Source organism: Echinimonas agarilytica, from assembly GCF_023703465.1.
Classification (GTDB): domain Bacteria; phylum Pseudomonadota; class Gammaproteobacteria; order Enterobacterales; family Neiellaceae; genus Echinimonas; species Echinimonas agarilytica.
The window spans coordinates 460,120-486,346 of sequence record NZ_JAMQGP010000001.1; the positions used below are offsets into that span (position 1 = coordinate 460,120).

Annotated in this window: 27 protein-coding genes and 3 tRNA genes; 12 read left to right on the top strand and 18 right to left on the bottom strand. The window is 46.7% G+C overall.

Translation table 11 applies throughout. The annotated features are described in order from the left end of the window. Positions 1-24: 24 nt before the first annotated feature. The 4 genes from frdD to frdA are packed head-to-tail and all read right to left on the bottom strand — an operon-like array spanning position 25 to position 3,312. The gene (gene frdD, locus NAF29_RS01930; protein WP_251259797.1) at positions 25-387 is read right to left on the bottom strand and encodes a fumarate reductase subunit FrdD; all 363 of its coding nucleotides are present in this window, start codon (positions 385-387) and stop codon (positions 25-27) included. Then, entirely contained in the window at positions 384-785 is a 402-nt protein-coding gene (locus tag NAF29_RS01935) for a fumarate reductase subunit C (protein WP_251259798.1), read from the bottom strand. The genes frdD and NAF29_RS01935 overlap by 4 nt, the downstream gene beginning before the upstream one ends. Beyond that, on the bottom strand, positions 782-1,528 hold the full coding sequence (locus NAF29_RS01940) for a succinate dehydrogenase/fumarate reductase iron-sulfur subunit (protein WP_251259799.1): 747 nt from the start codon (positions 1,526-1,528) through the stop codon (positions 782-784). The genes NAF29_RS01935 and NAF29_RS01940 overlap by 4 nt, the downstream gene beginning before the upstream one ends. Continuing rightward, positions 1,525-3,312, bottom strand: coding sequence for a fumarate reductase (quinol) flavoprotein subunit (frdA, locus tag NAF29_RS01945; protein ID WP_251259800.1), 1,788 nt, complete (start codon positions 3,310-3,312; stop codon positions 1,525-1,527). The genes NAF29_RS01940 and frdA overlap by 4 nt, the downstream gene beginning before the upstream one ends. 234 nt (positions 3,313-3,546) lie before the next feature. Between frdA and NAF29_RS01950 the strand changes: the two genes are divergently transcribed. Together NAF29_RS01950 and NAF29_RS01955 are read left to right on the top strand one after the other, a co-directional pair. Next, complete coding sequence (locus tag NAF29_RS01950; RefSeq protein ID WP_251259801.1) at positions 3,547-4,383, top strand: hypothetical protein; 837 nt, start codon at positions 3,547-3,549, stop codon at positions 4,381-4,383. A gap of 250 nt (positions 4,384-4,633) precedes the next feature. Continuing rightward, positions 4,634-5,812: a hypothetical protein gene (locus NAF29_RS01955; RefSeq protein ID WP_251259802.1), complete on the top strand. Its 1,179-nt coding sequence runs from the start codon at positions 4,634-4,636 to the stop codon at positions 5,810-5,812. Here NAF29_RS01955 and NAF29_RS01960 read toward each other — a convergent pair. The 3 genes from NAF29_RS01960 to NAF29_RS01970 all read right to left on the bottom strand — a co-directional run bounded on the left by NAF29_RS01960 (position 5,809) and on the right by NAF29_RS01970 (position 8,267). Next, a complete protein-coding gene (locus tag NAF29_RS01960; RefSeq protein WP_251259803.1) occupies positions 5,809-6,375 on the bottom strand; it encodes an elongation factor P-like protein YeiP in 567 nt (188 codons plus the stop codon). The genes NAF29_RS01955 and NAF29_RS01960 overlap by 4 nt on opposite strands. Positions 6,376-6,459: 84 nt before the next feature. Beyond that, on the bottom strand, positions 6,460-7,101 hold the full coding sequence (locus tag NAF29_RS01965; RefSeq protein WP_251259804.1) for a response regulator transcription factor: 642 nt from the start codon (positions 7,099-7,101) through the stop codon (positions 6,460-6,462). An 8-nt stretch (positions 7,102-7,109) separates the two neighbouring features. Next, positions 7,110-8,267 (bottom strand): sensor histidine kinase, encoded by a 1,158-nt coding sequence (locus tag NAF29_RS01970; protein ID WP_251259805.1) that lies wholly within the window; start codon positions 8,265-8,267, stop codon positions 7,110-7,112. Between the two features lie 321 nt (positions 8,268-8,588). Between NAF29_RS01970 and NAF29_RS01975 the strand changes: the two genes are divergently transcribed. After that, a complete protein-coding gene (locus NAF29_RS01975; protein WP_251259806.1) occupies positions 8,589-9,089 on the top strand; it encodes a DP-EP family protein in 501 nt (166 codons plus the stop codon). Here NAF29_RS01975 and NAF29_RS01980 read toward each other — a convergent pair. Beyond that, positions 9,060-11,636, bottom strand: coding sequence for a serine/threonine-protein kinase (locus NAF29_RS01980; protein WP_251259807.1), 2,577 nt, complete (start codon positions 11,634-11,636; stop codon positions 9,060-9,062). The two genes, NAF29_RS01975 and NAF29_RS01980, sit on opposite strands and share 30 nt — an antisense overlap. Before the next feature lie 23 nt (positions 11,637-11,659). Next, positions 11,660-12,646, bottom strand: coding sequence for an FHA domain-containing protein (locus NAF29_RS01985; protein ID WP_251259808.1), 987 nt, complete (start codon positions 12,644-12,646; stop codon positions 11,660-11,662). 293 nt (positions 12,647-12,939) lie between these two features. On the opposite strand from NAF29_RS01985, the gene NAF29_RS01990 reads away from it, so the two are divergent. The 4 genes from NAF29_RS01990 (at position 12,940) to NAF29_RS02005 (ending at position 16,217) form a co-directional block, all read left to right on the top strand. Next, the gene (locus tag NAF29_RS01990; protein WP_251259809.1) at positions 12,940-13,227 is read left to right on the top strand and encodes a hypothetical protein; all 288 of its coding nucleotides are present in this window, start codon (positions 12,940-12,942) and stop codon (positions 13,225-13,227) included. A gap of 83 nt (positions 13,228-13,310) precedes the next feature. Next, positions 13,311-14,543 (top strand): hypothetical protein, encoded by a 1,233-nt coding sequence (locus tag NAF29_RS01995; protein WP_251259810.1) that lies wholly within the window; start codon positions 13,311-13,313, stop codon positions 14,541-14,543. Beyond that, positions 14,533-15,447: a metal ABC transporter solute-binding protein, Zn/Mn family gene (locus tag NAF29_RS02000; RefSeq protein WP_251259811.1), complete on the top strand. Its 915-nt coding sequence runs from the start codon at positions 14,533-14,535 to the stop codon at positions 15,445-15,447. Before NAF29_RS01995 ends, NAF29_RS02000 begins: the two co-directional genes overlap by 11 nt. After that, positions 15,444-16,217: a metal ABC transporter permease gene (locus tag NAF29_RS02005; protein WP_251259812.1), complete on the top strand. Its 774-nt coding sequence runs from the start codon at positions 15,444-15,446 to the stop codon at positions 16,215-16,217. Before NAF29_RS02000 ends, NAF29_RS02005 begins: the two co-directional genes overlap by 4 nt. Positions 16,218-16,251: 34 nt before the next feature. Here NAF29_RS02005 and NAF29_RS02010 read toward each other — a convergent pair whose 3' ends face one another. The 6 genes from NAF29_RS02010 to rsgA form a co-directional block, all read right to left on the bottom strand. Further along, positions 16,252-16,674 carry a hypothetical protein gene (locus tag NAF29_RS02010; RefSeq protein WP_251259813.1) on the bottom strand — a complete coding sequence of 141 codons (423 nt, stop codon included), beginning with the start codon at positions 16,672-16,674 and terminating at the stop codon, positions 16,252-16,254. Positions 16,675-16,686: 12 nt separating this feature from the next. Further along, the gene (locus NAF29_RS02015; RefSeq protein WP_251259814.1) at positions 16,687-17,412 is read right to left on the bottom strand and encodes a glycerophosphodiester phosphodiesterase; all 726 of its coding nucleotides are present in this window, start codon (positions 17,410-17,412) and stop codon (positions 16,687-16,689) included. 24 nt (positions 17,413-17,436) lie between these two features. Continuing rightward, positions 17,437-18,831 carry an SLC13 family permease gene (locus NAF29_RS02020; RefSeq protein WP_251259815.1) on the bottom strand — a complete coding sequence of 465 codons (1,395 nt, stop codon included), beginning with the start codon at positions 18,829-18,831 and terminating at the stop codon, positions 17,437-17,439. A gap of 261 nt (positions 18,832-19,092) precedes the next feature. After that, positions 19,093-19,965, bottom strand: a complete 873-nt coding sequence (locus tag NAF29_RS02025) for a DMT family transporter (protein ID WP_251259816.1) — start codon at positions 19,963-19,965, stop codon at positions 19,093-19,095. Then, positions 19,962-20,831, bottom strand: coding sequence for an archaetidylserine decarboxylase (gene asd / locus NAF29_RS02030; RefSeq protein ID WP_251260253.1), 870 nt, complete (start codon positions 20,829-20,831; stop codon positions 19,962-19,964). The genes NAF29_RS02025 and asd overlap by 4 nt, the downstream gene beginning before the upstream one ends. Before the next feature lie 58 nt (positions 20,832-20,889). Then, positions 20,890-21,936, bottom strand: coding sequence for a small ribosomal subunit biogenesis GTPase RsgA (gene rsgA / locus NAF29_RS02035; protein ID WP_251260254.1), 1,047 nt, complete (start codon positions 21,934-21,936; stop codon positions 20,890-20,892). A gap of 81 nt (positions 21,937-22,017) precedes the next feature. Between rsgA and orn the strand changes: the two genes are divergently transcribed. The 4 genes from orn (at position 22,018) to NAF29_RS02055 (ending at position 22,909) form a co-directional block, all read left to right on the top strand. Beyond that, complete coding sequence (gene orn / locus NAF29_RS02040) at positions 22,018-22,563, top strand: oligoribonuclease (protein WP_432763220.1); 546 nt, start codon at positions 22,018-22,020, stop codon at positions 22,561-22,563. Between the two features lie 74 nt (positions 22,564-22,637). Continuing rightward, positions 22,638-22,713, top strand: a tRNA-Gly gene (locus NAF29_RS02045). Between the two features lie 25 nt (positions 22,714-22,738). Continuing rightward, positions 22,739-22,814 (top strand) — tRNA-Gly (locus tag NAF29_RS02050). A gap of 19 nt (positions 22,815-22,833) precedes the next feature. Beyond that, positions 22,834-22,909 (top strand) — tRNA-Gly (locus NAF29_RS02055). Between the two features lie 87 nt (positions 22,910-22,996). Here the strand turns inward: NAF29_RS02055 and NAF29_RS02060 are convergent. Further along, complete coding sequence (locus tag NAF29_RS02060; RefSeq protein WP_251259818.1) at positions 22,997-23,554, bottom strand: hypothetical protein; 558 nt, start codon at positions 23,552-23,554, stop codon at positions 22,997-22,999. Positions 23,555-23,646: 92 nt separating this feature from the next. Further along, positions 23,647-24,609 (bottom strand): 6-phosphofructokinase, encoded by a 963-nt coding sequence (gene pfkA / locus NAF29_RS02065; RefSeq protein WP_251259819.1) that lies wholly within the window; start codon positions 24,607-24,609, stop codon positions 23,647-23,649. 435 nt (positions 24,610-25,044) lie between these two features. On the opposite strand from pfkA, the gene NAF29_RS02070 reads away from it, so the two are divergent. Beyond that, positions 25,045-25,404, top strand: coding sequence for a MaoP family protein (locus NAF29_RS02070; RefSeq protein WP_251259820.1), 360 nt, complete (start codon positions 25,045-25,047; stop codon positions 25,402-25,404). Between the two features lie 41 nt (positions 25,405-25,445). Here NAF29_RS02070 and ppgK read toward each other — a convergent pair whose 3' ends face one another. Beyond that, positions 25,446-26,216, bottom strand: a complete 771-nt coding sequence (gene ppgK / locus NAF29_RS02075; protein WP_251259821.1) for a polyphosphate--glucose phosphotransferase — start codon at positions 26,214-26,216, stop codon at positions 25,446-25,448. Positions 26,217-26,227: the final 11 nt, after the last annotated feature.

The window sequence follows — 26,227 nt, forward strand, 5'->3', positions numbered from 1 at the left end:
CCGTTCAAAAAGAGCAAGTGTGCTTTATAAAGTGACCAGATAAGCAACGCAGGCTACGGTTACTGCAAATGCTAAACCGTACCAAAATAATTTAAAGAAGCCGCGAGCGGTATCAATCTTAAAATCATGCATGGCATGGAAAATTCGATGGCATGCATGCCACATGGGAAGTGATATCACAGTGACAATCACAATTTTCCCTATCCAGTGATTTGCAAATGCGGCCACGTTGGCGTATTCAAGCTGCAAAATTCCTAATGGCACAAGCAAGCCTGTGATCAAGATGAGCACTGGTGTTGCAAAAGCTGCTACAACGCCACCGCCGCCAAATAATCCCCAAAAGATGGGTTCATCTGCACGTTCACGTGGTTTGTTTGAATGGCTCATGCGGCACCTCCCCAAGCGACAAATCCAATAATAACAATGGTAGCTATGACAAACGTTGCGTAATGCGCCCATACAATAGGGTCATCGGGTAGTTTTTTATCACCTTTTTGCAGGTGAACTGCTTTGGGAGCTAACGAGAACCAAGTGATGGCATGATACAAGCTGGCGGCTAGAGCAATGGTGTGAAAAATCATCATAGCGGGATGCTGCATGACTGAAAGCCAACCTTCCCATGCAGCTTCGCCTTTCACTAAAGCTGCAAGTCCCCATAATAAAATGAGCGAATAGCTTCCCACAAAAACACTGGTGCCTTCACGAATCATGTACCAGGTGTGGAATGAGTTGTTCAAAAACCAAGTTCTTGGCATGGGTTTGACGTAGGGTTTACGCTTACTCATTTTGACCTCCGTGGACGCAACTTAGACAATACAAAATCGGTGCTACTTTCAACTTTTCCTTGCTGAATGGCCGCTGCTGGATCGACACCTTTCGGACAGACCTCTGAACAATAGCCAACAAAGGTACAGCCCCATACGCCTTCTTCTGCATTCACAATATCAATCCGATCATCGCGCCCTTGGTCACGAGAGTCTTGATTGTAGCGATGCAGTAATGTGAGTGCTGCTGGCCCCATAAATTCATTATTAAGGCCATATTGTGGGCAAGCTGCGTAACACAACCCGCAATTGATACAGAGGCTATATTGACGGTAACGCGTCAATTGCGCGGGTGTCTGAAGGTGCTCGCCGTCGCTAATTTCAATCGCATCTTTGCGAATAATGTAAGGCTTCACTTCTTCTAGTTTTTCAACGAAGTCGCCAATGTCTGCGACTAAATCACGTTCAATTGGAAAGTTTGCCAGTGACTCAACAGTGATGCCTTTGCCAAGGTAATCGCGTAAAAAGGTTTTACAACCGAGTTTAGGTACGCCATTCACCATGTAGCCACACGAGCCACAAATTGCCATGCGGCATGACCAGCGATAGCTTAAGCTGCCATCAATGTTATCTTTGATGTAATGCAGGGCATCAATGACCGACATGTCTTCTTCATAAGGCACTTCAAAGTCTTGTGTGAAGGGCGCCTCATCAAGCTCAGGGCGGTAACGTTGCACAGAAACTCGGATCATTGATTCGCTCATTCTGATCCTCCTACTTTTTCTTGTTGCTCTGCCGCGGCGCCATATACGCGTTCTTTCGGCTGAGATTTGGTGATCACTACATCTTGGTATTCAATATTTGGAACGCCAGTGTCTTGATAGAACGCCAACGTGTGTTTGAGATAATTCTCATCATCACGTTTTTCGTAGCCATCAATGCGTTGATGCGAACCGCGTGACTCTTGCCGGTTGAGCGCTGAGTGGGCCATCACGGTAGCCACATCAAGCATGTAGCCAAACTCAATAGCGCTAAGCCACTCAGTATTAAATACCGTGGTTCGGTCATCCAATTTAAGGTTGCCCAAACGTACGCGTAACTCTGCCAGTTTTTCGATAGCGCCTTGAATCAAGCTTTCTTCACGATAAATACCCACGCCCGCTTCCATGGTTTCAATCAAGCATTGGCGCAACTCGCCAAGGTTTTCGGTCCCATTTGATTCTTGCAATATTTCTTCGGCTTTGCGCTTTGACTCTTGAGCTTGAGCGATGGCCTCTTGCTCTGAAATATGGCTACCCGACGCGGCTTTCTCGGCTGCTTTTTCACCGGCCACTCGGCCAAGTACTGCTAGTTCCGCCAGTGAGTTTGAACCTAAGCGGTTTGCGCCATGCAAGCCGGAGCTAGCACATTCACCAACAGCGAAGAGTCCTTTGATGGAGGTTTCACAATTGGGGTCCACGCAAATACCGCCCATGGTGTAGTGAACTGTTGGGCGCACCGGAATCGGTTCATATACGGGGTCAACGCCCACGTAAGCTTTGGCTAATTCGCGAATGAATGGCAGGCGTTCGTTGATTTTCTTTTCGCCTAAGTGGCGCAGATCAAGGTGGCTTACTTTGCCCCACTTGCTGTCAATCATGTTGCCTTTTTTCTCTTCGTGCCAAAAAGCTTGAGAAACACGATCGCGAGGCCCTAATTCCATGTATTTGTTTTTGGTTTGACCTAAAGGAATTTCCGGGCCCATGCCGTAATCTTGCAAGTAGCGGTAGCCGTCTTTATTGACCAATACCCCGCCTTCACCACGACAGCCTTCGGTCATTAAAATGCCTGTGCCGGGTAGGGCTGTTGGATGATATTGCACAAACTCCATATCACGCAGTGCTACACCGTGACGATAGGCCATAGCCATGCCGTCACCGGTTACGATGCCGCCGTTGGTGTTGTAGCGATAGACGCGCCCTGCACCTCCGGTGGCTAAAATAACTGACTTGGCGCGAATGAGGTGGAATGTACCCTCGGCCAAGTTGATCATAACAAGACCTTTGACTTGCCCGTCTTCGACTAATAAATCGTGGCAGAAAAACTCATCGTAGCGATGAATATTGTCGTATTTGGTCGATGTTTGAAACAAGGTGTGCAGCATGTGAAAGCCAGTTTTGTCGGCTGCAAACCAAGTGCGCTCAATTTTCATACCGCCAAAAGCGCGCACATTCACATGGCCGTCTTCTTTGCGACTCCACGGGCAACCCCAGTGTTCGAGTTGCATCATTTCTGCGGTGGAGTTTTCAACGAAGTATTCAACCACGTTTTGGTCACACAGCCAGTCACCACCGGCTACTGTGTCATTGAAGTGATTGTCGAGAGTGTCGTGATCTTGAATGACCGCTGCCGAGCCTCCTTCTGCGGCTACCGTATGGCTGCGCATTGGGTAGACTTTTGAAACTAGCGCGACATTCAAGTCTGGATATTTTTCGGCAGCGGCAATGGCTGCTCTTAGACCGCCGCCGCCGGCTCCGACGATGGCGATGTCCGTTGTGATTATTTCCAAAACATCATCTCCTGATAGTTGGCTCTATCTATAATTTATATTGGGATTCAAAGGTATTGGTGCTGAGGTTGATGGTACTCATCACTCTAGACCATATGCTTGATCTTGATCGGTTTTTGTCGCAACGATTCAAGGTGTTTGAGGGTTCTGAGACCTTGCTCTTTTTGTCCCATTATCAACATTCTTGTATAGTCCGCGCTGAGCTTAAAGTAACCAAAAATATTAGAGAGTGAGATGAATATCAAACCGCTGCTTTTGATGGGATTAATCTGGACTTTTTCCAGCTCTGCTTTTGCCATTTATGATGTTGATGGACTGTCTGTTCGCGTGGGAGGTTATTGGGCGAACGTTGACTCTAAAATGAAGCTTAGAACGGCACAGGGCAATATTGATGAGGTACTCGACTTTGAGCATCACCTAAATCTTGAGGAAAGCTCAGGTGAAATTTTTATAGAAGCGGCATATCGTCGAGGCCATCATTTATTCATCGGTAACTTTTATCAGCTCAATCGGCGAGGTTACCAACCAGAGATGACTCGAGATTTTGAGTTTGAGCACAATGATGACTATTACCGAGTGACTGTGGGAGCAGCTTTGGAGACTCAGCTCGATATTGATATTTATCAGCTCGCCTATGGGTATGAGTTTTACAAAGCCGAGAATGTAGCGGCAGGAGCCAGTGTTGGGCTTCATATTTTGGATATTACCACCGCTTTTCAAGGTGAATTATTGACGATTGTGAATGGCCAAGAGCAGGAGTTTGCTGATGAACTCATTGATCACGACCTGACTGCTCCTTTGCCCAATGTGGGTTTGTATGGTCATTACCGGCTGCCGTATGATGTGACCGTTGGGCTCCGCTCTCAATATTTGAAAGTAACCGTTGATGAGTATACGGGCTTTTTATTAGAAGCGCGGCTAAGCGCGTTTAAACACATTACCGAACACTTTAGCGCCGGTGTTGCTTATCAATATTTTGCGGTCGAGTATGATGATGAAAACCGCGTACGAAAATGGGATGTCGACTTAACCTATCACGGTCCCATGCTACTCGTTGGATACGAGTTCTAAACGTAAAATCTCCACTTGCACACTGAGACACTCGTTTTCCATCGGCCCCCCCCCACAGGTGCTGATCTGCTCATGGATTGCGAATCGCCCACTTCGGTACAAGACAAAACCAATGGTAAAGACACCAAGCGCACAATCTGAAAATATGAACCTCCGCCAAAGACCGCTTCAATGGTAATACCTTGAGACATCAATAAATTCACGGCTACACTTACACGGAGCATATCTTTTGTTTCTGTTTGGTGTCGTTATGATGTTGGATCTTGGTCGCTTGTTGCGGACGATGGTGTTAGCGTGCTTAGGGCTGATGATGTCAGCCTGTTCGCTATTGAGCATTGATATTGAAACCAACACGGTTCCACTGAGTCAGCAAGAGGTCAATACGCGCGCTATGACGCGTGACTTTGTTAGTGTGTACGACCTTGCTACTGAAGACGCGGCAGACCAAATTTACCACTTGGCTGATGGTCATGCTCAAATTCAAACGAATACCCTGTTTTGGAAGCTCAACGGCCAAGCCGCGATACACAAAGGTGCCTATCAAACCAACCCCGAAGTCGCGTTACTGGATGTTTGGTTATTCATTGAGCAGCAAATCGATTTTTTTGAAACCGGTGCAGGGCGAACTGCATTCGGCCCGCATCAACACATTGCCTTGGATGTTCTCAACTCAATGCATTCAAAAGTGATTGAGGTGGCTAAAACCAATTCAAAACCAGATGTGTTTAGCAGTGCGCAAGGGTTTGTTGATGCGCACAAGGCGCAACATGTGTTGGTTGATTTTAGTTTCCGGCGTAGTCGTTTTTATGAGGCTTGGTTGGAGTATCAGAACGTTGACTTAGCCGAGCTTCGAATCAATGAAGGCACGTTACCGCAAGTAGTGGGAGACTTTTCTGATCGCATCTATTCGGCCACCACACAGGTGCCTAAATCATTGGAGTGGCGCTCACAAATTTTGGCGCAACAGGCGGGGCCTCAAGTTCAGCGGTTGGAAACGATCAGCCAAAACTTGAATGCCACCTCCGCCCGTATTCTCGACATGATTCAAAATAACGACAAATACATGGCAGACCTTGCCGTGACTATTAAACATGAGCTGACGCCGTTGTTAAATGAACTCGACGAGCAAGCTTCGCAAGCAGTAATTGCATTGGGGCGTGAGCGTGAAGAACTTGGCTTACTTATTGCGAAAGAGCGTGAAGCTCTAGGCCAGTTAATGACTCAGCAAAGCGAGAGATTTAGTGCAGACTTAGAGGTGACAGGCAATCACCTCATCGACAATACGATGACGCAACTGGAAGCATTAGTTAAGTCGCTCATTGTGTACCTGATTATTTTTTTAGCGGCGTTATGCTTGTTGTTCGTAGGTGCGTTTTATTGGGGGCACCGTACGGCGACAAAAGCGATTTTGTTGGCTCAAAAGGGTTAAGCTCGGCTCATGTATTGGCCGGTGGCGGTATTAATTTTTATGATGTCGCCAAGGGCAATGTCTTCAGGAACTTGAACCTCAAGGCCAGTGCATAATATGGCAGGTTTCGTGCGTGCACTCGAAGATGAGCCTTTGATGCTGGTGGACGTGTCGACAATCGGCAAAATGACGCTAGAGGGAAGCTCTAACCCTGCAACTACCCCACCAACAATCAATGCCACGATGCCTTCGAGCCCTTCGGTGATATATCCCAGTTCATCGCTAATATCTTCAATATTAACCGGATGTTGGCTATAGTCATCCATGCGTATGAACACGTATTGATCACCGTCGGTATACGAATATTGCACTTCTGCTCGTTCGCAGTCTAAAACGGGGTATTGATCATCACTTTTGAGCAATAGATCGAACTTTTGTTGGGTGATGAGGTTATTCAAGCGGACTTCGTATAGGGTGGCAGCCCCGCGCGAAGACGTGTTGCGAGCTTCGATTGTTTTGACAATGTGAGGTACGCTATTGACTTCAAGCACCATGCCTTTTTTAAATTCACTGGCCTTTGCCATTTTCGACCATCTCACTGTGGTAAGCCCTTGTATGCTTAAGATGGTAACGATTCAATACAGTTCTGGCTAGTGATTGCAGCTGAGTTAAATCAATTGCAGACGCAATGCCTTAATCACTGCTTGGGTTCTGTCGCGACTATGCAGTTTGGTTAATATGGATGAAATACTATTTTTTACCGTACCTTCGGCCAGACAAATTGCCGCTGCTATCTCTTTATTGCTAAACCCTGCCGCTAAATAACGCAGAATTTGCCGCTCTTTATCTGTTAACTTTTCATAGGCCGCTGGCGTAGCATTTTCTGACTCATTGTGGGGTAGATATTTCCGGTTTAGCAACTCGGGTTCTGCAAGAAAACCACCTTGGGCAATGGTGACAATGGCTTCTTCTAGTTTCTCAACCGTTACATCCTTCAACAAGAATCCGTTAATGCCCGCTTGAAGTGCTCGAACAAACAATTCATGTTCATCAAAGGTGGTGAGCATGAGGACGGCGTGAGGGTGCTCTTGCGCTCGGAGCTGCTCTACAAATTGAATACCGTCCATCACAGGCATTCGAATATCAGAAATGATCAGATCTACCTGTTCTGGCGCTGCATTGAGACGTTCTAATGCTTGTTGACCATGTTCGGCTTGCCAAACAACTTGATGGTCAGGGTTTAATTCGATGAGCCGGGCAATGCCATCTCGAATGAGTGCTTGGTCGTCAATCAGAGCGATACGAATCATAGCCGTTCCTAAATCAATGTTGTCATGGGTAAATGAATGGACAAGCACATGCCGCTGAGTTGCGCTGAAGTGTTCAATGTGACTTGACCCGAGAACCGGTTCAGCCGCTCTTTCATACCGATGAGACCACTTCCTTCATGCCATTGAGTGCACCCAAGGCCGTCATCATCAATATCAATATGAAGCATTTTATGCTGATGAAATTGAATCAAAATCAGTTTTGCATTGCCGTGACGAAGCGCATTGCTAATGCCTTCTTGAATGCAAAAGGCTAATTGTTCAGCCAAAGTTGCTTGTTGAATGTTGATGTTGCCTTGAACCCTAAGTTCAATGTCGTTGGGTAAGTTCTGACGAATGCTCTCAATCACTGAAATTAATGATATTTGGTGGCGATGGCGCATTTCGCGAACTATTTCTCGGGTTTGATTGAGTGTGTTGTTCACCTCGGATTTGGTTTGTGCCAAAAAAGTATTGAGATTTTCCGGAGGACGGTGCATGGCATGCTCTAAGTTTAAACTCAATGCGGTGAGCTGGTGTCCGATGCTGTCATGCAGATCTCGTGCGATACGGAGCCGCTCTTCCGAACCTCCTTTTTGAGCTAATAAAGACTGTGTAGCAACCAATTCTAAGTTGAGGTTTTGTAGCTGAAGTTGCTGTTTTCTAGCGCGGATCCTTGCCATGGTAGAACTGGCTGAAAATAGCGCAAATCCAAAAAAAACGAGCGTATTGAATAGTGTTTTCACTTCCCAAGCGAAGTATAAATCCCATGCTAATTGGAATAGCATCATTGCACATAACCAGCCTATCCAATGGCGACCTCGAACGACGGTAGGAAGCTCTGACGCGACAATGACTAATAGCACTGACGCCAAAATACTGGGTGATAACGCATGTACGGCAATACCAATGCACCATTGGCCCGCGAGGAGCAACTTAGCACGTCGTGTAGGCTGGGCTTCTGGGTACACGACCAGCGCTAAAAATAGCCCTAAAAAAGCAACGTATAGCAGTGCTCTCACTTGCCACAAATCTGAAGATATTTTGACATCAATCCACGCCACGATCGCCACGGTAATGATGCCGCTGGCAATGAGAATAATGTCTTCTTTGGAATGAAGCCTAAACAGGCCTCGGAGCGTCTGATTCATGAGTGCTTGATTGAACATGAGAATGTAAATGTATCCTACGCGAGTTTCCCGCTAAATAGAGGTGCCGAAAGTCATTTTGTAACCTTGCTACTCGAACATCAAATATAGCGGTGCAGTGATTTTGTAATGCAGTGTAATTGTGACTAACTAATTGTTTCTTCTATTTTGTTCTAGACGAAACTAGGTTAGGTTAACAAATTGTTAAATGGGGTCTATGGAATCTTATTTAACACCTCGTAGACTAATGTTGTGTGGAAAGGGGGTGCAACGGCATCACGACGCATGCAGCTATATTAGTTATCAACACGGTAGTTCGAACTTTATTAAAGGAAGACAGTCATGTCTGAACAAAACATTAAGACAGTTTCAGTGTGTCCAAACGAAGTTGTAGGATTGAATTTACGCCTTGCAGCGCCCAATAACTTTGCCCCTCAAACAAGCGACTGGGTATTGACTGACTTTGATGGTGGCGATGCAATCGATGGTATCAGTGTTGTATTCCCTGAGGAAACGTCATCGGTCAGCCGTAACATTGAGCGTTGTGTGATTAACATTGCTTTTGATCCGACTATGAATCAACCCGGCCAAGGTTACTACACTCGTTTCATTGACGATGGCTTGCAATTTTGGACTGGAAAATCAGATGTTTACAGTGATGTTGACTATTCTGTTTCATCGGACGGTTCGGTACTCACATTGTCAGTTCAGTGTGAAAGTGCTAAATCTGTTGAGATAATGGAGTCGAGTTTTGTGGTTTTAGTGAAAGAAATTGCTTCAGGTGAGTGCAAGATTGTTGAGTCACCTGACCCATCAATTCGTGTTGGACGTGGTGAGGTCTAACGGGCATCGTTCGGAATAGTTATATTGCGCCATCAAGTCTGTGAATGATTCGATGGCGCATAATGAATCAAACCAAGGAATACTAAACCATATCGGGTGATAGCCCGCTGACAAGGCCTTTTCTACCTCAATTACCGCCGACAAATACTGATGACTTAAGGTATAAACAATCACTGCTGTAAACGCCGTTTCTGCTGCGTCTGGATTTTCTTTATACATGGTTTGAAGCGTACGAATGGCTTCGTGATGACGATTTTGATGCGCATAAACCTGAGCCTTGAGTTCCAAGCTCGGTCCGCTTCCTTCATTTTGCAATAAATCCATCACCACATTGTATTCATGCGTTGCGTTTTCGGGCTGATCTTTGAGTTTATAGACGTCAGCTAAATTTAAGTGCAGCTGTGGCGAGGTGGGCTCAATCTCTATGGCTTTGAGAAGTGCTTGCTCAGCTTGGACGTAATCCTTACGAAGCATGTAGGCCAACGCCAAGTTACTATAATCTAGCGATGAATCATCACGTTGTGCAATGGATACTGTGTAGCTTGCAATGGCGGTGTCTATATCGCCACTGAGAAGGGATATATTGGCTAACAGCAAGCTGGCGTAATAGTCATGTTCGGTTAACAAAAAAATCTGTTCGATGGTTTCTCGTGACTTGCCAATGTCGCCTAAGTACCAATAGGTGAGTGCAACATGGTAAAGATGCTTGCGGCTCAAGCGCAACTCAACGGCATTGAGCTGATGAATGAGTGCTTGTTCTAAGTCGCCTGACGCTGTGGCCAATTCGCCTTTGACTAATTCAACACGCGCAAAATCTTGGGTTTGTCGTTCAAACACTGCAATGAGCGTGCGCGCTTCATCAAAACGTTCCAGTGTAATGGCGAGTATTGCTTTGAGATAAATCCGATGTGTAGAGTCGCTTTTAATGCGCTTGAGGCCACCGAGTACATCTGACAGCTGATGCAGGTGCTTGGGGTTGTAGCTTTGATAGTAAGAGCTTAAGGCAAGCTGTGAATACAAAGAATACAGCGGCTCATAATTGGGGTTGTCGGCAATGAGCAGATCAAGCTCTGCCTGTAAACTCGGGTCTAGTTTTTTATCAATGGATATCTGCTTGTACAATGATATGTAGTCGAGATAACTCACATCATCAATGGCAGCAAAACTCATATCATTGCTAAACCGTTCACCATACAAACTCATCAGCTGTTGGGCGGCGGTATCCATCAAGTTAGTCATATCATCTGAGATAAATGGAAATGAGTGTTGGGCGATGATATTTCGATTGGAGTCCAGGCGAGATAATTGGGCTTGGCAGTAGCTGCCTTTGCAATCAATTTTAGACCGTATCGCTTCGGTAGCCCCAACTGTTTTTTCAAGAGTTCGGGTCTCTTTGTCAACCTTCAATAATTCGCTGTGAGGAATGAGTATGATGGAATCTATATTCATCACGGCTTGCTGAAGGCCGTCGCGCAGAGCCAGTCCCGCCATATCTGTTTGCTGTTTGGAAGTGCTTATGTCCACTGTAATCTGTGGGTCCAGAACAGCAACATAAATGGGGGCGATCGCGGCTCGAACGCCGAATTGTTGCCAGCCTAAAATTCCGGTGATTACGATCAGAGCAACCAAGGATGCCATGAGCGGCCATCGGGGGCGCGTACGAGAGGTGCGGACGTTTTGAATATCAATAGGTTGAGTATCGGCATCGACTTCGAGATTCGATGGAATGGCTTGCAAGACTGCACGTAAATCAGTGACCACTTCATGCGCTGTTTGTGGCCGCATCTCGGGGTCTTTTTGCAGTAATTTATTGAGCAGTGTATACAAGGATTGCGGGACACACACATCAAGTGGGGCAGGCTGTTTGTGGGCATCATTGACAATTCGTTCCACACATTCGCTTGGAGTGCCAGCATGCCCAAATGGGTGCTCTGCGTACAAGAGTTCATAAGCCAGCATGCCAAATGAGAATAAATCACTGCGTACGTCTACCGGTTTACCCAATGCTTGTTCGGGGGATACGGCATGATAGCTGCCGTAAGTACACGTCACCGACTCTGTGTTTGGTACCGGTTGTTTCATGGCATCTAGCGAATAGCTTTGTGAAATACCAAAGTCGGTTATTTTGGCCCAATTATCTTGGTTAATGAGGATGTTGTCGGCTTTTAGATCCTTGTGAACAATGCCCTTGGCATGCACTGCCTTGAGGCCTGTTGCTATTTCATAAAGCCATTGAATTTTCTGGTTTAGGTTGTTGTTTGATTCGCGCTGAACCTGACGTAGACAGCGGCCTTCAACATACTCCATGACGAGCCCGTAACCGGTATCGGAGTCAACGATGTCATATAATTGAACCACATGCGGGTGATTTAGCGCGGCCAGTGATTTCGCTTCATCGTTCACTTGCTTCTTTAACGATGCATCACAAGCCTCATCTCGGATGGTTTTTATTGCGACCTTTCGATTAATGCGAGTATCAAGTGCAAGATACACGTCCCCCATACCACCACTGCCGAGGAGACGAAGTACTTGATAATGAGCCAACATCGACCCTTCTACGACCATTGGCACTAGGGAGAAGGGCTCGGACTAGAGGAAAATAGATATTCTGACTCAACCGAGCCTGCTTTAGTGATTCTGAACTGTGAATCACCCAAACGCAGTCGGCCACCGCGGCGCTGAATCAATTGCGACAAGCCTGTCACTGAGCGCAAGCTTTCATTGATTTGTTTACGTGCCCGAAAAATCAAAATATTCAGGTGCGTCACTTCAAGCCCAAGCTCTTGAGCAAGCTGATCTGCATAAATCCAGCCTTGCTCGCTGTCGGGTAAGCCATTCAGGCGTTGCTCGGCTTTGTGTCGCGCCAGTTGCAGCAAGGCGTAGTGATGAGAGCGCTCACCAAGTTCAATTAAATGCTCGCCGGTATTAATCGCTAACTGAGTACTTTCTTCATCAGCGCTTAAATTAAATTCAAAGAAGGCATCATGCAGCGTAGTGCTTTGCGTCATGTTGTCTTGTGTTTGAAGCATAGGGTCGACCACAAACAGGGTCCATGCTAAATCGCCCCATACAATGCGTTGTCCATTTTGATATGGCCCTTGTCGTTCAGAACTATCTCCAGCGAGTGGCTCGGCAAACCATTCATTGGTGTCGGGGCACAAGGAAAACACAAATGCCGGATCGTTATTAATGGTCACTAATGTGTGTGCATCGAGCTGCAATACAGGGGCGTCTGACTCAGGAATCAGCAGATTGCACGGTGGTGATAGGTCTTCCACAATATATTGAGGACCATAAGGAGCCGCCATTGAAATGACTTTGCCTTGGCGCAACGGCATGCGTTGATTGAGTTCAACACGATTTGACTCAAGCCATGTTCCGTTGCGGCTGAGATCGCGAATCTGCCATTGTTGGCCATTCCATTCAATCACAGCATGAATTTTAGAAATGGATGCTGATTGGATGCAGGTATTCACGCCGTTGGCTTGGCGGCCAAAAATATGGTGCACATGGAGGTAAATTGTTTCTCCAGTCTGAATATTGCGTATGTGAGCCATTTCAGTCTCCTGAGACACTTAAAAGTCGATTTAAGTAGCCTACTCAAATGTAGTGACTACTATGAGGCCTGTAAATAAAATGTAAATGGCTAAAGAAGCAATTCTATTAAGAAGAGCCTGATAACCGAATAATCCATGTCATTTTTCAATGAATTCCTATGCATTACTCAAATGCTAATACATCACTGTCATAATTTATTTACAATTGATTGTTTGCATCCACTAACACTGTTGTTTAGCATCTGCATCCTATATTCAGTAGATAAGTTAGATGACTCTCACAGTTTAAATCAATGACACGCTATTACGGACTCTTCATCGGCTTTGTGCTCGGCGCACTGCTCGCACTGCAAATTGCAGCGAGCTGGCATAGTGCTGCGCATTTGTCGGAGGCCGATAGCGCAACGCATCATTGTACCCTGTGCTTGGTGAAGTCGTCGGTAGCAACGCCCACATCGTTGCTTGTTATTTTAATTCCACTACTGTCTCTTGGCTTTTGTACGCGCACATTTGTTTGCCTGCGCTTCATTCTCTCTATCTCTGAGCCAGGCCATTGTCGTGGCCCACCTTCCATCGTTTAATCATCCATATTATTACATATCTATTTTTTACTAGTTGTTCACAGCAGCCGCTTTGAGCTGTTGTGCTATTGGAGATTTAAACCATGTTGAAGCGTATTAGCGCTATGGTGGCATTGGCTTTGGCCGCGCCTGTACAAGCACAAACTGAAACCCCTGCATTTGCAGGACTGAACATTAGCGCTATTTTGAATGGTGGTTTCACCTCGCGTGACCACGATTTTGAGGGCATTGGAGGATTACCGATTGATGGTGATCATTCTGCGGGGCCAGAAGATGGCTTTTGGTTGGATCACACCGAATTGGCTGTTTCTGGCAACGTTGATGACATGTTTTACGGCAAGGTCACCACGGTATTGGAAGAGCATGATGGCTCAACCGAAGTTGAGCTTGAAGAAGCCTTTGTGCAAACCCTAGCAATGCCAGCGGGCTTTAGCATCCGTGCGGGTCGATTCCTTTCAAATGTAGGCTACCTAAATAGTAAGCATGCTCATACGGATTACTTTGCAGACCGCCCGATTGCTTACCGTGGCACATTAGGGACTCACTATTTTGATGATGGCGTTCGTTTGAACTGGATTGCGCCAACCGATATGTACCTAGAGTTAGGTGCAGAAGTGTTTAAAGGAGGGCAGTTCCCTGCATCATCTGGTGATACGGTCGGCAGCTCTGTGGTCTATACCAAGTTAGGCGATGACATTAACGATAGCTTGAGCTGGCAAGCAGGTTTGAGTTGGCTAAGAACTGACAACGACCCTGATCACTGCAGCTCTCATAGCCATGATGATCATGACGACCACGAAGGCGAGGACCACGAAGGTGAGGACCACGAAGGCGAAGAGCACGACCATGAAGAACATGGTGGTCCAGGTTTCTGTGAATTCAAAGGCGAGAAAGATTTCTACGTTGCCGACTTCGTCATGAAATGGGCACCGGGTGGAAACTACAAATACCAGCACCTAACGTGGCAGTCTGAAGTGATTCGCGTGGAAGAAGACGGTGATGTATTCCACGAAGATGAAGACGAGTGGGATGAATTTTCTGCTGACAACACGGCTTGGTACTCGTCACTTGTGTATCAATGGTCACCAAATTGGTCTGCGGGTGTGCGTTATAGCCAAATTAAAGTTGATAACGCTTATGACGACGAAGGCTTTAAACCTAAAGCTTACGACGCAATGTTGCAGTATCAGTTCTCGCATTTCTCGACATTACGTGTTCAATACACTCGAGATGAGAGCATGGAAGACCTAGACGACAATGTATTTACGCTTCAATACACAATGGCGATAGGAGATCATGGCGCGCATGCATTCTAAATTCGTAGGGGCCGCAATTGCGGCCCTATTCAGTGTTGCGAGCCCTCAAGCAATGGCATTAAATGTGTTTGCTTGTGAGCCCGAGTGGGCGTCTTTGGTCAAAGAAATTGCCCCTGACGCTACGCTCTACAGCGCAACGACTGCATATCAAGATGCACACTTTGTTCAGGCTCGTCCAAGTCTTATTGCAAAGCTTCGACGCGCTGACATGTTTGTGTGTAGTGGTTCTGAATTGGAGATTGGCTGGTTACCGGCGCTGCAAATGAAGGCTAACAATGCTAACGTTCGCAACGGGCAACTCGGTGCATTTTATGCGGCTGAACAAGTGGAACGCTTAGATGTGCTAGAAAATGTCGACCGCTCAATGGGAGATGTTCACGCAAGTGGTAATCCGCATGTGCATTGGTCTCCTGATCGAATGGTCGTCATTGCTGAAAAACTCACTGAACGTATAGCTCAAATTGACCCGAGCAATTCAGATGCGTATTTCAGTCGCCTGGCTGACTTCCAACAACGTTGGTTGGTGCACATTGAGTCATTGCAAGCCAAAGCCAAGCCGCTGAAGCAATTAAAGGTGGTTGCTTATCATAGTAGCTACCGATATTTGTTTGATTGGTTGGGGGTCACTCAAGTGGGTGATTTAGAGCCTAAGCCAGGGTTACCTCCTACAAGTAGCCATTTGGCGTCACTGGTTAGTCTTAAAAACTCGAACGATTACCAACTCGTTATTTATGCTGATTACCAAGACAGCAAAGGCGCGAATTGGCTGTCGGCTAAGGTAGACGTTCCGAATCTGCAAATGGTGTACAGCGTTGATCCGGAAAAACCTCAACAAGCTGATTTGTTCCGCTTGTATGAAACGGCTATCGATCAATTGCTCACCGAGGCAGGTTTACCTAAATGATGGAGTTGATTCCTATCTTACTACCGGCCTTTGTGGCCGGTTTATTGGTGCTAAGTACCCACATTCCCTTGGGGTATCAGGTACTCAAGCGAGGGATCATTTTTATCGATTTGGCGATCGCTCAAGTGGCCGCTTTGGGCATAGTGATGGCTCACCAGTTCCATTTTGAAGGTCTATTCACCGGTGCAGAATATATTGTATCGGGAGTGTTCGCTGTTGCGGCGGGAACCTTGTTGGCGTTGTTGGAAAAGCGGGTTCATCATGAGCTCGAAGCTGTTATTGGGTGTTGCTATGTGTTGGCAGCCACAGCTGGGTTGTTGGTGTTGGCACATGATCCTCACGGCGGGGAGTTACTGAAACAAACTCTGTCGGGCTCAATTCTATGGGTCACTTGGGACACTTTGTTGTGGCATGGTTTGGTTGTGTCAGCGGTATTGCTCACGATGTTGTTAAAGCCGAATGTGCTTAAAGGCGTTTGGTTTTATGCATTGTTTGCCATTGCGATTACCAGTGCGGTTGAGCTTGTGGGCGTGTATTTGGTATTTGCTAGTTTGATCATGGTGCCGTTGGCAACCCAAGCGATGAAGGCAGGCTCTAAACGCTTGTTTACAGCCTATGGTTTAAGTGCCTTGGCTTATGCCCTTGGCCTAACGGCCTCTGCCTATTGGGACTTACCCAGTGGAGCAACCTTAGTTTGGTGTTTGGCTTTAATTGCACTGTGCGCGGTCTTGGGTGGTTTGACTCAACCTGCGAAAGACAAACCGGCATAATCCCCGTGGTTGATGAGGCCTTCAATCGGAGGCCTCAATTTAAGTCTTTAATAATGCCTGTCACAGCCATACGAGTTTGCTTAATGTGAGCTGAAAGTACCTCATTGCTTTGTCGGCTGGTGATTAGAGTAGGCCAATGCTGCTGCCATTGTTGGGTTAAATCTTGAGTATGTTCAAGTATGGGGGTGGGCAGCAACAAACTGAAATCTTGAATCAGCAATACGTGATTCCAACCTTTGATATTCAGGTCTTCTGGCGGCATCTCACTAAAGTGGCTTTGATCAACCAGTTGCTGCAACGCGCCCAATTCTCGTAATACCTCAAAACATGCATCACGTGTGGTCCGATTGGTTTCTGTGATATTGCTTTGCCAGATACTGGTGATCAGTGCGGCAGTAGCGATCATCACACTCACGACGCCTACCCACTGCTTTTTTACATCACCGATTAAGCTCATTCAGCACTCCAATTACTTGATTGATATCGACGCGCTGCATTGCCTAGCCTGCTGCAAGTAGCCAATCGCACGGGCCGGAAAATTAGAAAAAATACCATCGACCTTCATTTCAGCAAGGTGCGCGATATCATCCACTTCATCTACCGTATAAACGCGAACCTGAAGACCACGTTGGTGGGCATCGTTGACTAGCTCTTCGTCAAGACACGAAAGATCCATATGCAGCGCCGAACAGCCGATGCGCTCGGCAAAGCAAGCTAAGTCCAGTGGTACGCTGGCGGTTAACCCCGCGTATTGAAATTGTGGCCAATGCTGTTTGAGTTGGGCCAGTAATCGGTGATGAAAACTAGAGATAATAAGCTGCTGAGGGTCAAATTGGAGTTGTTGGCAGGCAAACGCCAACGTTGTTAGCGCAGGGCCTGCGACTTCTTTGTGCTTGAGCTCAACATTTAAGCAGCACCGGCCTTGAATGCAGTTCAGTACTTCGAGCAATGTTGGAATTTGCTGGCCTGGGCCTACGCTTAATGCTCTGAGTCTGTCAAAGCTTAAATCTTGGAGCCGACCATAGCCGTTGGTGGTACGGTGCAACCATCGGTCATGAAACACCATGACTTGGCCGTCAGCGAGCTGTACGTCAATTTCAATGCCGTCGGCACCAAATTCAATCGCGCGCTCAATAGCGATCAGCGTATTTTCAGGATGATCGCCACTGGCCCCTCGATGGGCAAATATTTCCATCTGCGTTGACTCATGTTGCTATCTCTATACAGCAAGTAAACAAGCCAAAATGATAAACGTCAAACCAATAAGCGATATCGCTATACCAATTTTCGCCATATCTTTGTTATCAATTTTGCCACTTGAATAGGCCAGAGCATTGGGCGGTGTACTCACAGGTAAAACCATGCCCATTGAAGCCGACAGAGCCACAACCAAAATAAGCGGGGTGATCGAATCTAGGTGATCGGCCGCCATGAGCGTGGTTGCAACAGCGGCAGCCACAGGCATTAACAAGTTGGCGGTGGCGGTGTTCGACATAAGATTGGCCATGAGGTAACAAAGAATCGCTAATCCGATAAACACCGCAGCCGACGGCATGGCGTTAAAGTCGACCGAGGTGGCAAGTAAGTCTGCCAATCCTGTTTCGGAAAGAGCAATACCAATGGCAATACCACCGGCAACTAACCAAATCACATCCCAGTTAAACTGTTTTAAATCTTCTTTGCTGATAATGCCGGTGGCAGTAAACACTGCGAGCGGAAGAATAGCCACAACATACGAATTCATGCCATGAACAGCGGTTGTGAGCCACAGAACAATGGTGGCTACAAAGGTGCAGTAAACAATGAGCGCGCGAGGTGAGGTACGGAATTTACGGTTAATATCTATTTTTAATTCACGCATGGTGGGCGGGAAAAAACGGCACAACAAAAACCAGCCAATGGCCAGCATAATACAAACGAAAGGTACGCCAAGCATCATCCAGTCTATGAAGTTAATTGCATGCTCCCCTTCTAAGTATTGCAGCGCAATTGCGTTGGGGGGCGTGCCTATGGGAGTGCCAATACCGCCCAGATTAGCAGCCACCGGAATGGACAATACCAACCCTTTTGCACCCGGATCACCGTGAGGTACCGCTGCGAGTACAGGCGTCAAAATGGCTAACATCATCACCGTGGTTGCAGTATTGCTCATAAACATCGAGAACACTGCGGTAATGAGCATGAGACCCATCATGACAAATTGGGGCTTATGACCAAATGGTTTAAGTAAGACTCGTGCAAGGTTGATGTCTAGTTCGTACTTTGACGCTGCCACAGCCAATGCAAACCCACCCAAAAATAGAATGATAATGGGCGAGCTGAGAGAGTTGAGTATGTTGGTGTATGGGAGCAGCATCTCGGTTTCTCGATGGCCGTCAACCATAAACCCGATGCCCGCGTTCGACAGCAGCATGAGTTCGAGCGAGATAATGGTAATTGAGGTTGCAAACACTGGAATGGGTTCAAGAATCCACAAACCGGCGGCTAACACGAAAATAGCCAGCAGACGTTGCTGAATTGGATTGATCTCCGCAAGCGGAATCCATTCGGCCGGCATGACCCAAACCGCGACGAATAGAGCTACACAAATGGCAAATTTTCGCCACTGAATCATAACGACCACCACCAAACAGAAAGACTGTAAGCGTAGTGTAAGAAGGCTATCAAACAAGAGTCTGCGCTCGATCAGTTTTTGGCGTTAAATTCGAGACTTGTGTTAATTAGAATGATCAGTGCCGCAGTTTTGGAACTCGGAAATTGTGGACTGCTAGCGTTGTGGGTTGAGTTATATTGGAAAAGGTATGGCTCGCCATATTTTAAGGCAATCGCATGCGATGCTTTTCCACACAATTAGCGGTCATTGAGCAACAGCTGTTTAGCTTTTTCGTTTATGCCCGTATAAAGTTTCATAAATTGCGGCTGAAACAATGAGGCAGCCACCAATGACCGTTTGAATTGTTGGGATTTCTGACAACACAATAATCGCCAGCGAGGTTGAGTAAAAAGGTTGCAAGCAAGCAATCAAACTGACTGTCTTGGCTTTTAAATATCGTAGGCTGGTCGCGTAGAGCGCGTGTGAGAGCGCGGTAAAAAATATGCCGAGTACAACAAGGTTGCCCCAATCTTTAGCTTCAATGCCTTTCCAGTCATCAGAAAGAAATGGCAGTAAAATAATGGCCGACACCAACGTTTGATAAAACATGGCTTGAGGGCCCGAATAGCGAGAAAACTTATAGCGGTACAGTAAGTTTCTTAAAGTAAATAGCAGCGCCGAGAAAACACCCGTCATAATGCCGCTGATCACATCAGGGTTAGCTTTTCCACCTTCGGCAATCAACCAAAGTCCTACCAGCCCAACAACACCAAGCAATAAGTCTGACCAATGAGGCAATTGGCGATGCAATAGCGGCTCTAGAATGACCGTCATTAACGGATAGGTATAGAACGAGATCATTCCAATCGCTACCCCTGCCAATTGCATACCGGCAAAGTAAGTGAACCAATGAACACCCATGATGATGCCAAGGAGCAGCGCAACACCGTAATCCTTAAAGCTAGATAAGCGCAGGCGATTGTTTTGAATTCTAAACAGAATGATGAGTGTTATTGCCGCAATAAAGCAACGAATAACCGTAATATCTAACGCACTGAGAGGGATTAAATGAGAAAAAAGCGCGGTAGCGCCAAATAGCAATGTGGCCCCATGCAGTGACCACAGCCCTTTTTGGCGATCGTTGTCTAGCGTCACTCTGAGCGGCCAGTCGTATGCGCCATGACTTCTCCCATTCGGGTAGGAGCTTCGGCAGTCACACTCTCGGCAAATTCAATGGCATCCTCGGAAAATAGCAGTACCGTGGTAGAGCCCAACTTAAAGCGGCCCATTTCATCGCCTTTTTCAAGATGAACAGCAGTGTTTCCCGTGGCTGGATATTGCCAGCTAAACACGCTTTTTCCGGCAGGTGGAGTAATGGTACCTGCCCACACGGTTTCCATGCTGGCTACAATGGTAGCGCCTACTAATACCAATGCCATTGGACCAATCTCGGTATCAAAAATACAGACCACTCGTTCATTCCGAGCAAATAAACCCGGAACATTTTGAGCGGTCAGAGGGTTTACTGAGAATAACTTGCCGGGTACATAAATCATGCGACGTAGGGTGCCGCTAAAGGGCATGTGTACACGGTGGTAATCGGTGGGTGATAGGTAAGTGGTAATGAACGAGCCCTTTTTAAATTGCTCTGCTAATGCCGATTCGCCACCGAGCAACGCTTGCGTCGTGTAGTCATGCCCTTTGGCCTGAAAAATACGGTCTTGATCGATAGGCCCGCACTGGCTAACGGCACCGTCGGCAGGGTGTACCAATGATTTGACGTCTTGATCAATGGGCCGCGCTCCGGGTTTGAGCTCGCGAGTGAAGAAATCGTTGAAGGTGTCGAAATGAGCTGGATCTTCATGCAAAGCTTCGCTCATGTTGACCTTATATTTGCCAATGAACCAGCGAATAATCGACGTGGTTAAAGTTCCTGCTTTTGCCGCAGCAAGTTTGCCAAGAACACGGCTTAAACCATGTTGTGGAAAACAATATTGAAGGGCAACTTTCAACGAATCCAAAGACACAATACAACCTCATCATCTAAAATCAGCGATAGTGTATAACAAAACAAAACCGTTAGCGGACAAATGTACGGTTGCTGCGGTTTTCTTCCATGCTCAATACGATTTTGTGGTAGTTATCGAACCTAAATTGTGCAATTTCGCCACTTTCAACCGCTGCTCGAATAGCGCATCCAGGATCATTTTTATGCTTACAATCGCGGAATTTACATTGGCTCAGCAATGGCAAAAATTCGATGAAGCCGTTCACCACTTGTTCTTGGTTCATATGCCATAAGCCAAACTCTCGCACACCGGGAGAATCGATGAGGCGGCCACCAGACGGTAAACTCAACATTTTAGAAGCGGTGGTGGTGTGTTGTCCTAAACCGGAGTTGTCGGATACATCGCCCACAATTTCGTCGGCATCAGGCAGTAGTTGATTCACCAATGATGATTTTCCCACACCCGATTGCCCAACAAAAATATTGGTGTTTTCATTCAATTGGTCATGCAGTTGTGCAATACCCACACCTGTTTTGCAGCTCAATTCAATAATCGGATACCCCAAAGAATGGTAGTAGTCGAGCTGCTGGCGAATGGGCGCAAGCGCTGATTCGTCTGCTAAATCAACCTTATTGAGAACGATGACGGGTGTGATTGACATGTTCTCAGCAGCAATGATGTAGCGGTCGAGAATCTGATTCGAATATTCGGGCAAAATGGAAGACACCACGAATATTTGGTCAATATTTGAAGCCACCGTTTTTACGCCATCGTAATAGTCGGGGCGGGTCAGGGCACTGCGACGCGGCAATACCGCTTCGATCACGCCAGTGCGCTTGGCAGAGCTGGCCGATATTTCACGCCAAACCACTTCATCGCCACAAACAAGGCTCGTTACGGTACGGCGAATATCGCACTGCAGCGTTTCTCCGTCACTATCTTCAATAATTGCATGTTGCCCAAATCGACTAATGACGAGCCCTTGCTGATCGGCACCGAGCATGTCATCACTGATATTTACGTCCGCAGTTTTAGATTCAGCTTTGTCTAACTTGCGTTGACGATTCTGCTGAATACGGCGTATTTGTCCAATATTGAGCTTTTTACGTTTTGCCAATTCGGGGTTCCGGTTTGGGTTGTCTGCCAATGAGTTGCTATGATAACCGATTATTAGCAATTCACATCCATGGAGTGCGCAGTGAAAGACGAAAATAATCTAATTTGGATCGACTTAGAAATGACAGGGCTAGAGCCCGTGACGGATGTCATCATCGAAATCGCTACGATTGTCACCGATAAAGACCTTAATGTGATTGCCGAAGGGCCAACAATTGCAATTCATCAAACTGATACGGTCTTAGGCGCAATGGATGAATGGTGCACCAAAACTCATGGCCAGTCTGGGCTGACTCAACGCGTGAAAGACAGCACCTATACTGAAACTCAAGCTGAAGCAGAGACCATTGCCTTCCTAGAAAAGTACGTGCCTGCAGGTAAGTCCCCTATGTGCGGGAATAGTATTGGTCAAGATCGCCGGTTTATTTATAAGTACATGCCATTGCTGGGCGAGTTTTTTCATTACCGAAATATAGACGTGAGCACTTTGAAGGAATTGGCACGCCGTTGGCGACCAGAGCTTGCGCCCTTTCCAAAGTCGGGAACGCACTTGGCCATGGACGACATTCGCGAGTCGATTGGGGAATTAGCGTACTATCGTGAACATTTTTTGCGCGAAAGCGACTAAAAATCCAAAATAACTGGGCTCAGCTCTTGCATCATTGGCGGATTTGCGTAAAATTCGCATCCGCTTGATGAAGCGCGGCACTAGCTCAGCTGGTAGAGCGCGACCTTGCCAAGGTCGAGGTCATCGGTTCGAACCCGATGTGCCGCTCCAATCATCAAGTGGCGATCACAGAGACGCGGCACTAGCTCAGTTGGTAGAGCGCGACCTTGCCAAGGTCGAGGTCATCGGTTCGAACCCGATGTGCCGCTCCAATCTCTCAGTGATACAAATGCGGCACTAGCTCAGTTGGTAGAGCGCGACCTTGCCAAGGTCGAGGTCATCGGTTCGAACCCGATGTGCCGCTCCAATTTTTCCTTTCAAATCTCATCAGTTCCAAAACATTGATAGCAACAATTTTAATTGCGTTCGCATTTATCAATCGTACGACTGAGCATTACAACGTCCCGTTACCATCTAGCTCATGACTCATACGAATACAGCCTTGGTAACCGTCTTCCACAGCTTTCTGTGTGCCCTTTAAAGGAAATTCCCAAGTGCGGTGCAAAGCGCTATCTGACATTTGTATAGTTAAGTTTGAGCCTGCAGAGATGGCGGCAAGAAAGGTCGATGAACGTTCCAAACTATCCATGCGTAAAACCAAAAAGTCACCTGTTTCACGTGCCTGAATAAAGCCCGTAAATTTAGCCTTTCGCGCCGGATAATAATCGACTTTGAAGGTCATCGTAATGTCGTCGCGGTTGAGGCTGTCATCAAATACCGCTGGGCCTAGCTCAAAATAAAGTTCAGAGCGTTTACACATAGGCGGATAGCGATGAAGAACGAGCGCTCCGGTATGCATGATCTTGGGCTTAAAGTCGAAGCGAGTTTGGATGGTTTTTTCGTCTTCAAATGCGCGAATACGCCAGACTCCATCGAGCACTTCAGCTTGGGTTAAAGGGCTGATGCATAGCAGAATACATAATGTGCTCAGGATGTTGCTAAAGGCTTTCATGAACTTTCGGCATTGAGATAAAGGCGTTTACAGCATACCAAAAACAAAAAAGCTCCCATATAGGGAGCTTTCAAAAACACTACTTTGGCAGCTTAAAACAGCTTTTGACCAATGCGGTAAAGTTCTTCGTTGAATGGTCGACGCTTGTTTTCAATTGCGTCGATAATGTCATGATGGACTAATTCGTCTTTTTGGATCCCCACACAACGTCCACCAAAACCTTGAATCAAAAGGTCAACAGCATAAACGCCCATGCGGCTGGCAAGCACGCGATCGAACGCTGTAGGCGCGCCACCACGTTGAACGTGGCCTAATACGGTTGCACGAGTTTCACGACCGGTACGGGCTTCAATTTTCTTAGAAAGTTCGTGCACATCGGTAATGTGCTCGGTAACTAAAATAATCGAATGCTTCTTACCGTTGGCAATGCCTTCTGCAACACCTTCAACTAGCTCTGATTCGTCGTAAGGCTTTTCAGGGACGATGGCGTATTCTGCGCCACCTGCAATGCTCGCTGCAATCGTTAAGTCGCCACAATGGCGACCCATCACCTCGATGATAGAGATGCGGCGATGCGAGCTAGACGTATCGCGTAAGCGGTCAATCGCTGAAATAACACAGTTCAGCGCGGTTAAAAAACCGATGGTGTAATCAGTGCCCGGCACGTCATTATCAATTGTGCCCGGAATACCAATACATGGGTAACCCATTTCGGTGAGGCATTTTGCCCCCATATATGAACCGTCACCGCCAATGACAACAAGTGCCTCAATGCCATGCTTCTTAAGGTTTTCAATTGCCTTGAGGCGAATTTCTTCCTCTTTAAACTGTGGGAATCGAGCGGAACCTAACATTGTGCCGCCACGGTTAATCACATCAGAAACAGAACGGCGTGTTAGCAACTCAATGTTGTCTTCATACAGGCCCTGATAACCATCGTAAATTCCGTAGACTTCGAGGTTCTCTGACAATGCTCCTCGCACCACGCCGCGAATTGCCGCGTTCATTCCTGGGGAGTCTCCACCACTGGTCAGTACACCAATCTTCTTAATCATGGTTTTCCTCTATAACAAGCTCTTAAATAAAAAATCTTAAAATTCGATACCGCAAATTGAAGCAAATTGCGTATGCCTAGACCCATGTAATTATGAATTTTTGAGTCGCCGTAGGCTGATCAGTATAGCGTGCAGTTTATGATCAAATTTTGACTTTTGCAGTATAGGCGTAACTTTTAATGTTTTAAGTCTGGGTATTGTAATTATTTTCGGACGCATATCATCCACATACGGTTGATCTGGTTCAAGTAAAGTTGTAATTATCGCGATATTTACTATGTGGATGCGGTTTCACAAAGGGAGGTACGACGAATTAACTTCAAATGAGTCACATTTTTCGTGACTGTCACAAAGGATTATTTTGACTTTTTAAGGATACGGATTTATCTAAGATTAGGTACAAATTGTTATTTGGATTTTGGAGTTCATTGAACGATGACGAACAATATAAGAGCGACCTTTGGGGCGCTGTTTCAAGATTTAAAAAACTACCCGTATGGCTTTTCTCGATCAGGTGATTTTTCAATCAAAGAAAGTCAGGTGCTCGAATCAAACGGTCGTAAAATGGCCGCTTTTGCCGACGGTTTAGTGCAACCCCAAGACAATGAAGAAACTCGATTGGTTCAGGTGATTCGAGGCGAGGTTCCGGCAGAAACATTGCTTGAACGCGTTTGGATGAAATATCAAAACCGCATCAATCGGCCACACGTGAGTGCGTTGTCTTCGAAGTCAGTCAGTACTGACTCCGATGTGGATGATTCCGTGACGATTGATGATGACGAGGACTTAACCTAACCCACAGACGGCTAAACAATAGTGATTGATGCAGCTTTGACTTAACTAGGAAGCTGCGTCATGTCTACTGATTTTTGAGCGAGTTGGGCGAATACGGCAGCGCCAATGATACCCGCTTGGTTCAGCGATTCTGCCGTCACAACAGGCGCATTGACCGAGATAGCGTCGGCAAACTTGTCGAACTTCTTGCTCGCACCTCCACCGAGTATAAATACATCGGGCCAAAATAATTGCTCGAGGTGGGTTAAGTATTGATTAAAACGTTCGGCCCATTTATCCCAGCTTAAGTCATCGTTTTTACGGGCAAAGTCCGATGCCCTATGTTCCCATTCTCGGCCTTTGTGATCGAGTAAGTGACCCAATTCAGTATTTGGCACAAGTTGGCCATTCACAAATAATGCAGTACCAAGACCCGTTCCAATGGTCACCATAAAAACCGTTCCTTGGTAGTTTTTCCCCGCTCCAAAACGCATTTCAGCAAGCCCTGCTACGTCAGCATCATTGGCCACATAGCAAGGCAGGCCCGTGGCTTTTTGAAGCGTGTCTTGAACATTGCAATTGAGCCAACTGTCATCAATATTGGCCGCGGTGCGGGCAACTCCTTGTTGAATGGCGGCTGGAAATCCACAGCCAATCAAACCGTTCCATTTCAGTTGCCGGCTGATTTCAGCTACGGTTTCAGACACAGCTTGGGGGGTGGCAGGCTGAGGAGTTGGAATGCGAATTCGTTCGGATGTTAGCTCACCTGTCACTGAATCTACAACGGCACCCTTAATTCCAGAACCACCAATATCAACACCCAAAATCTGCATAGTATTACCTC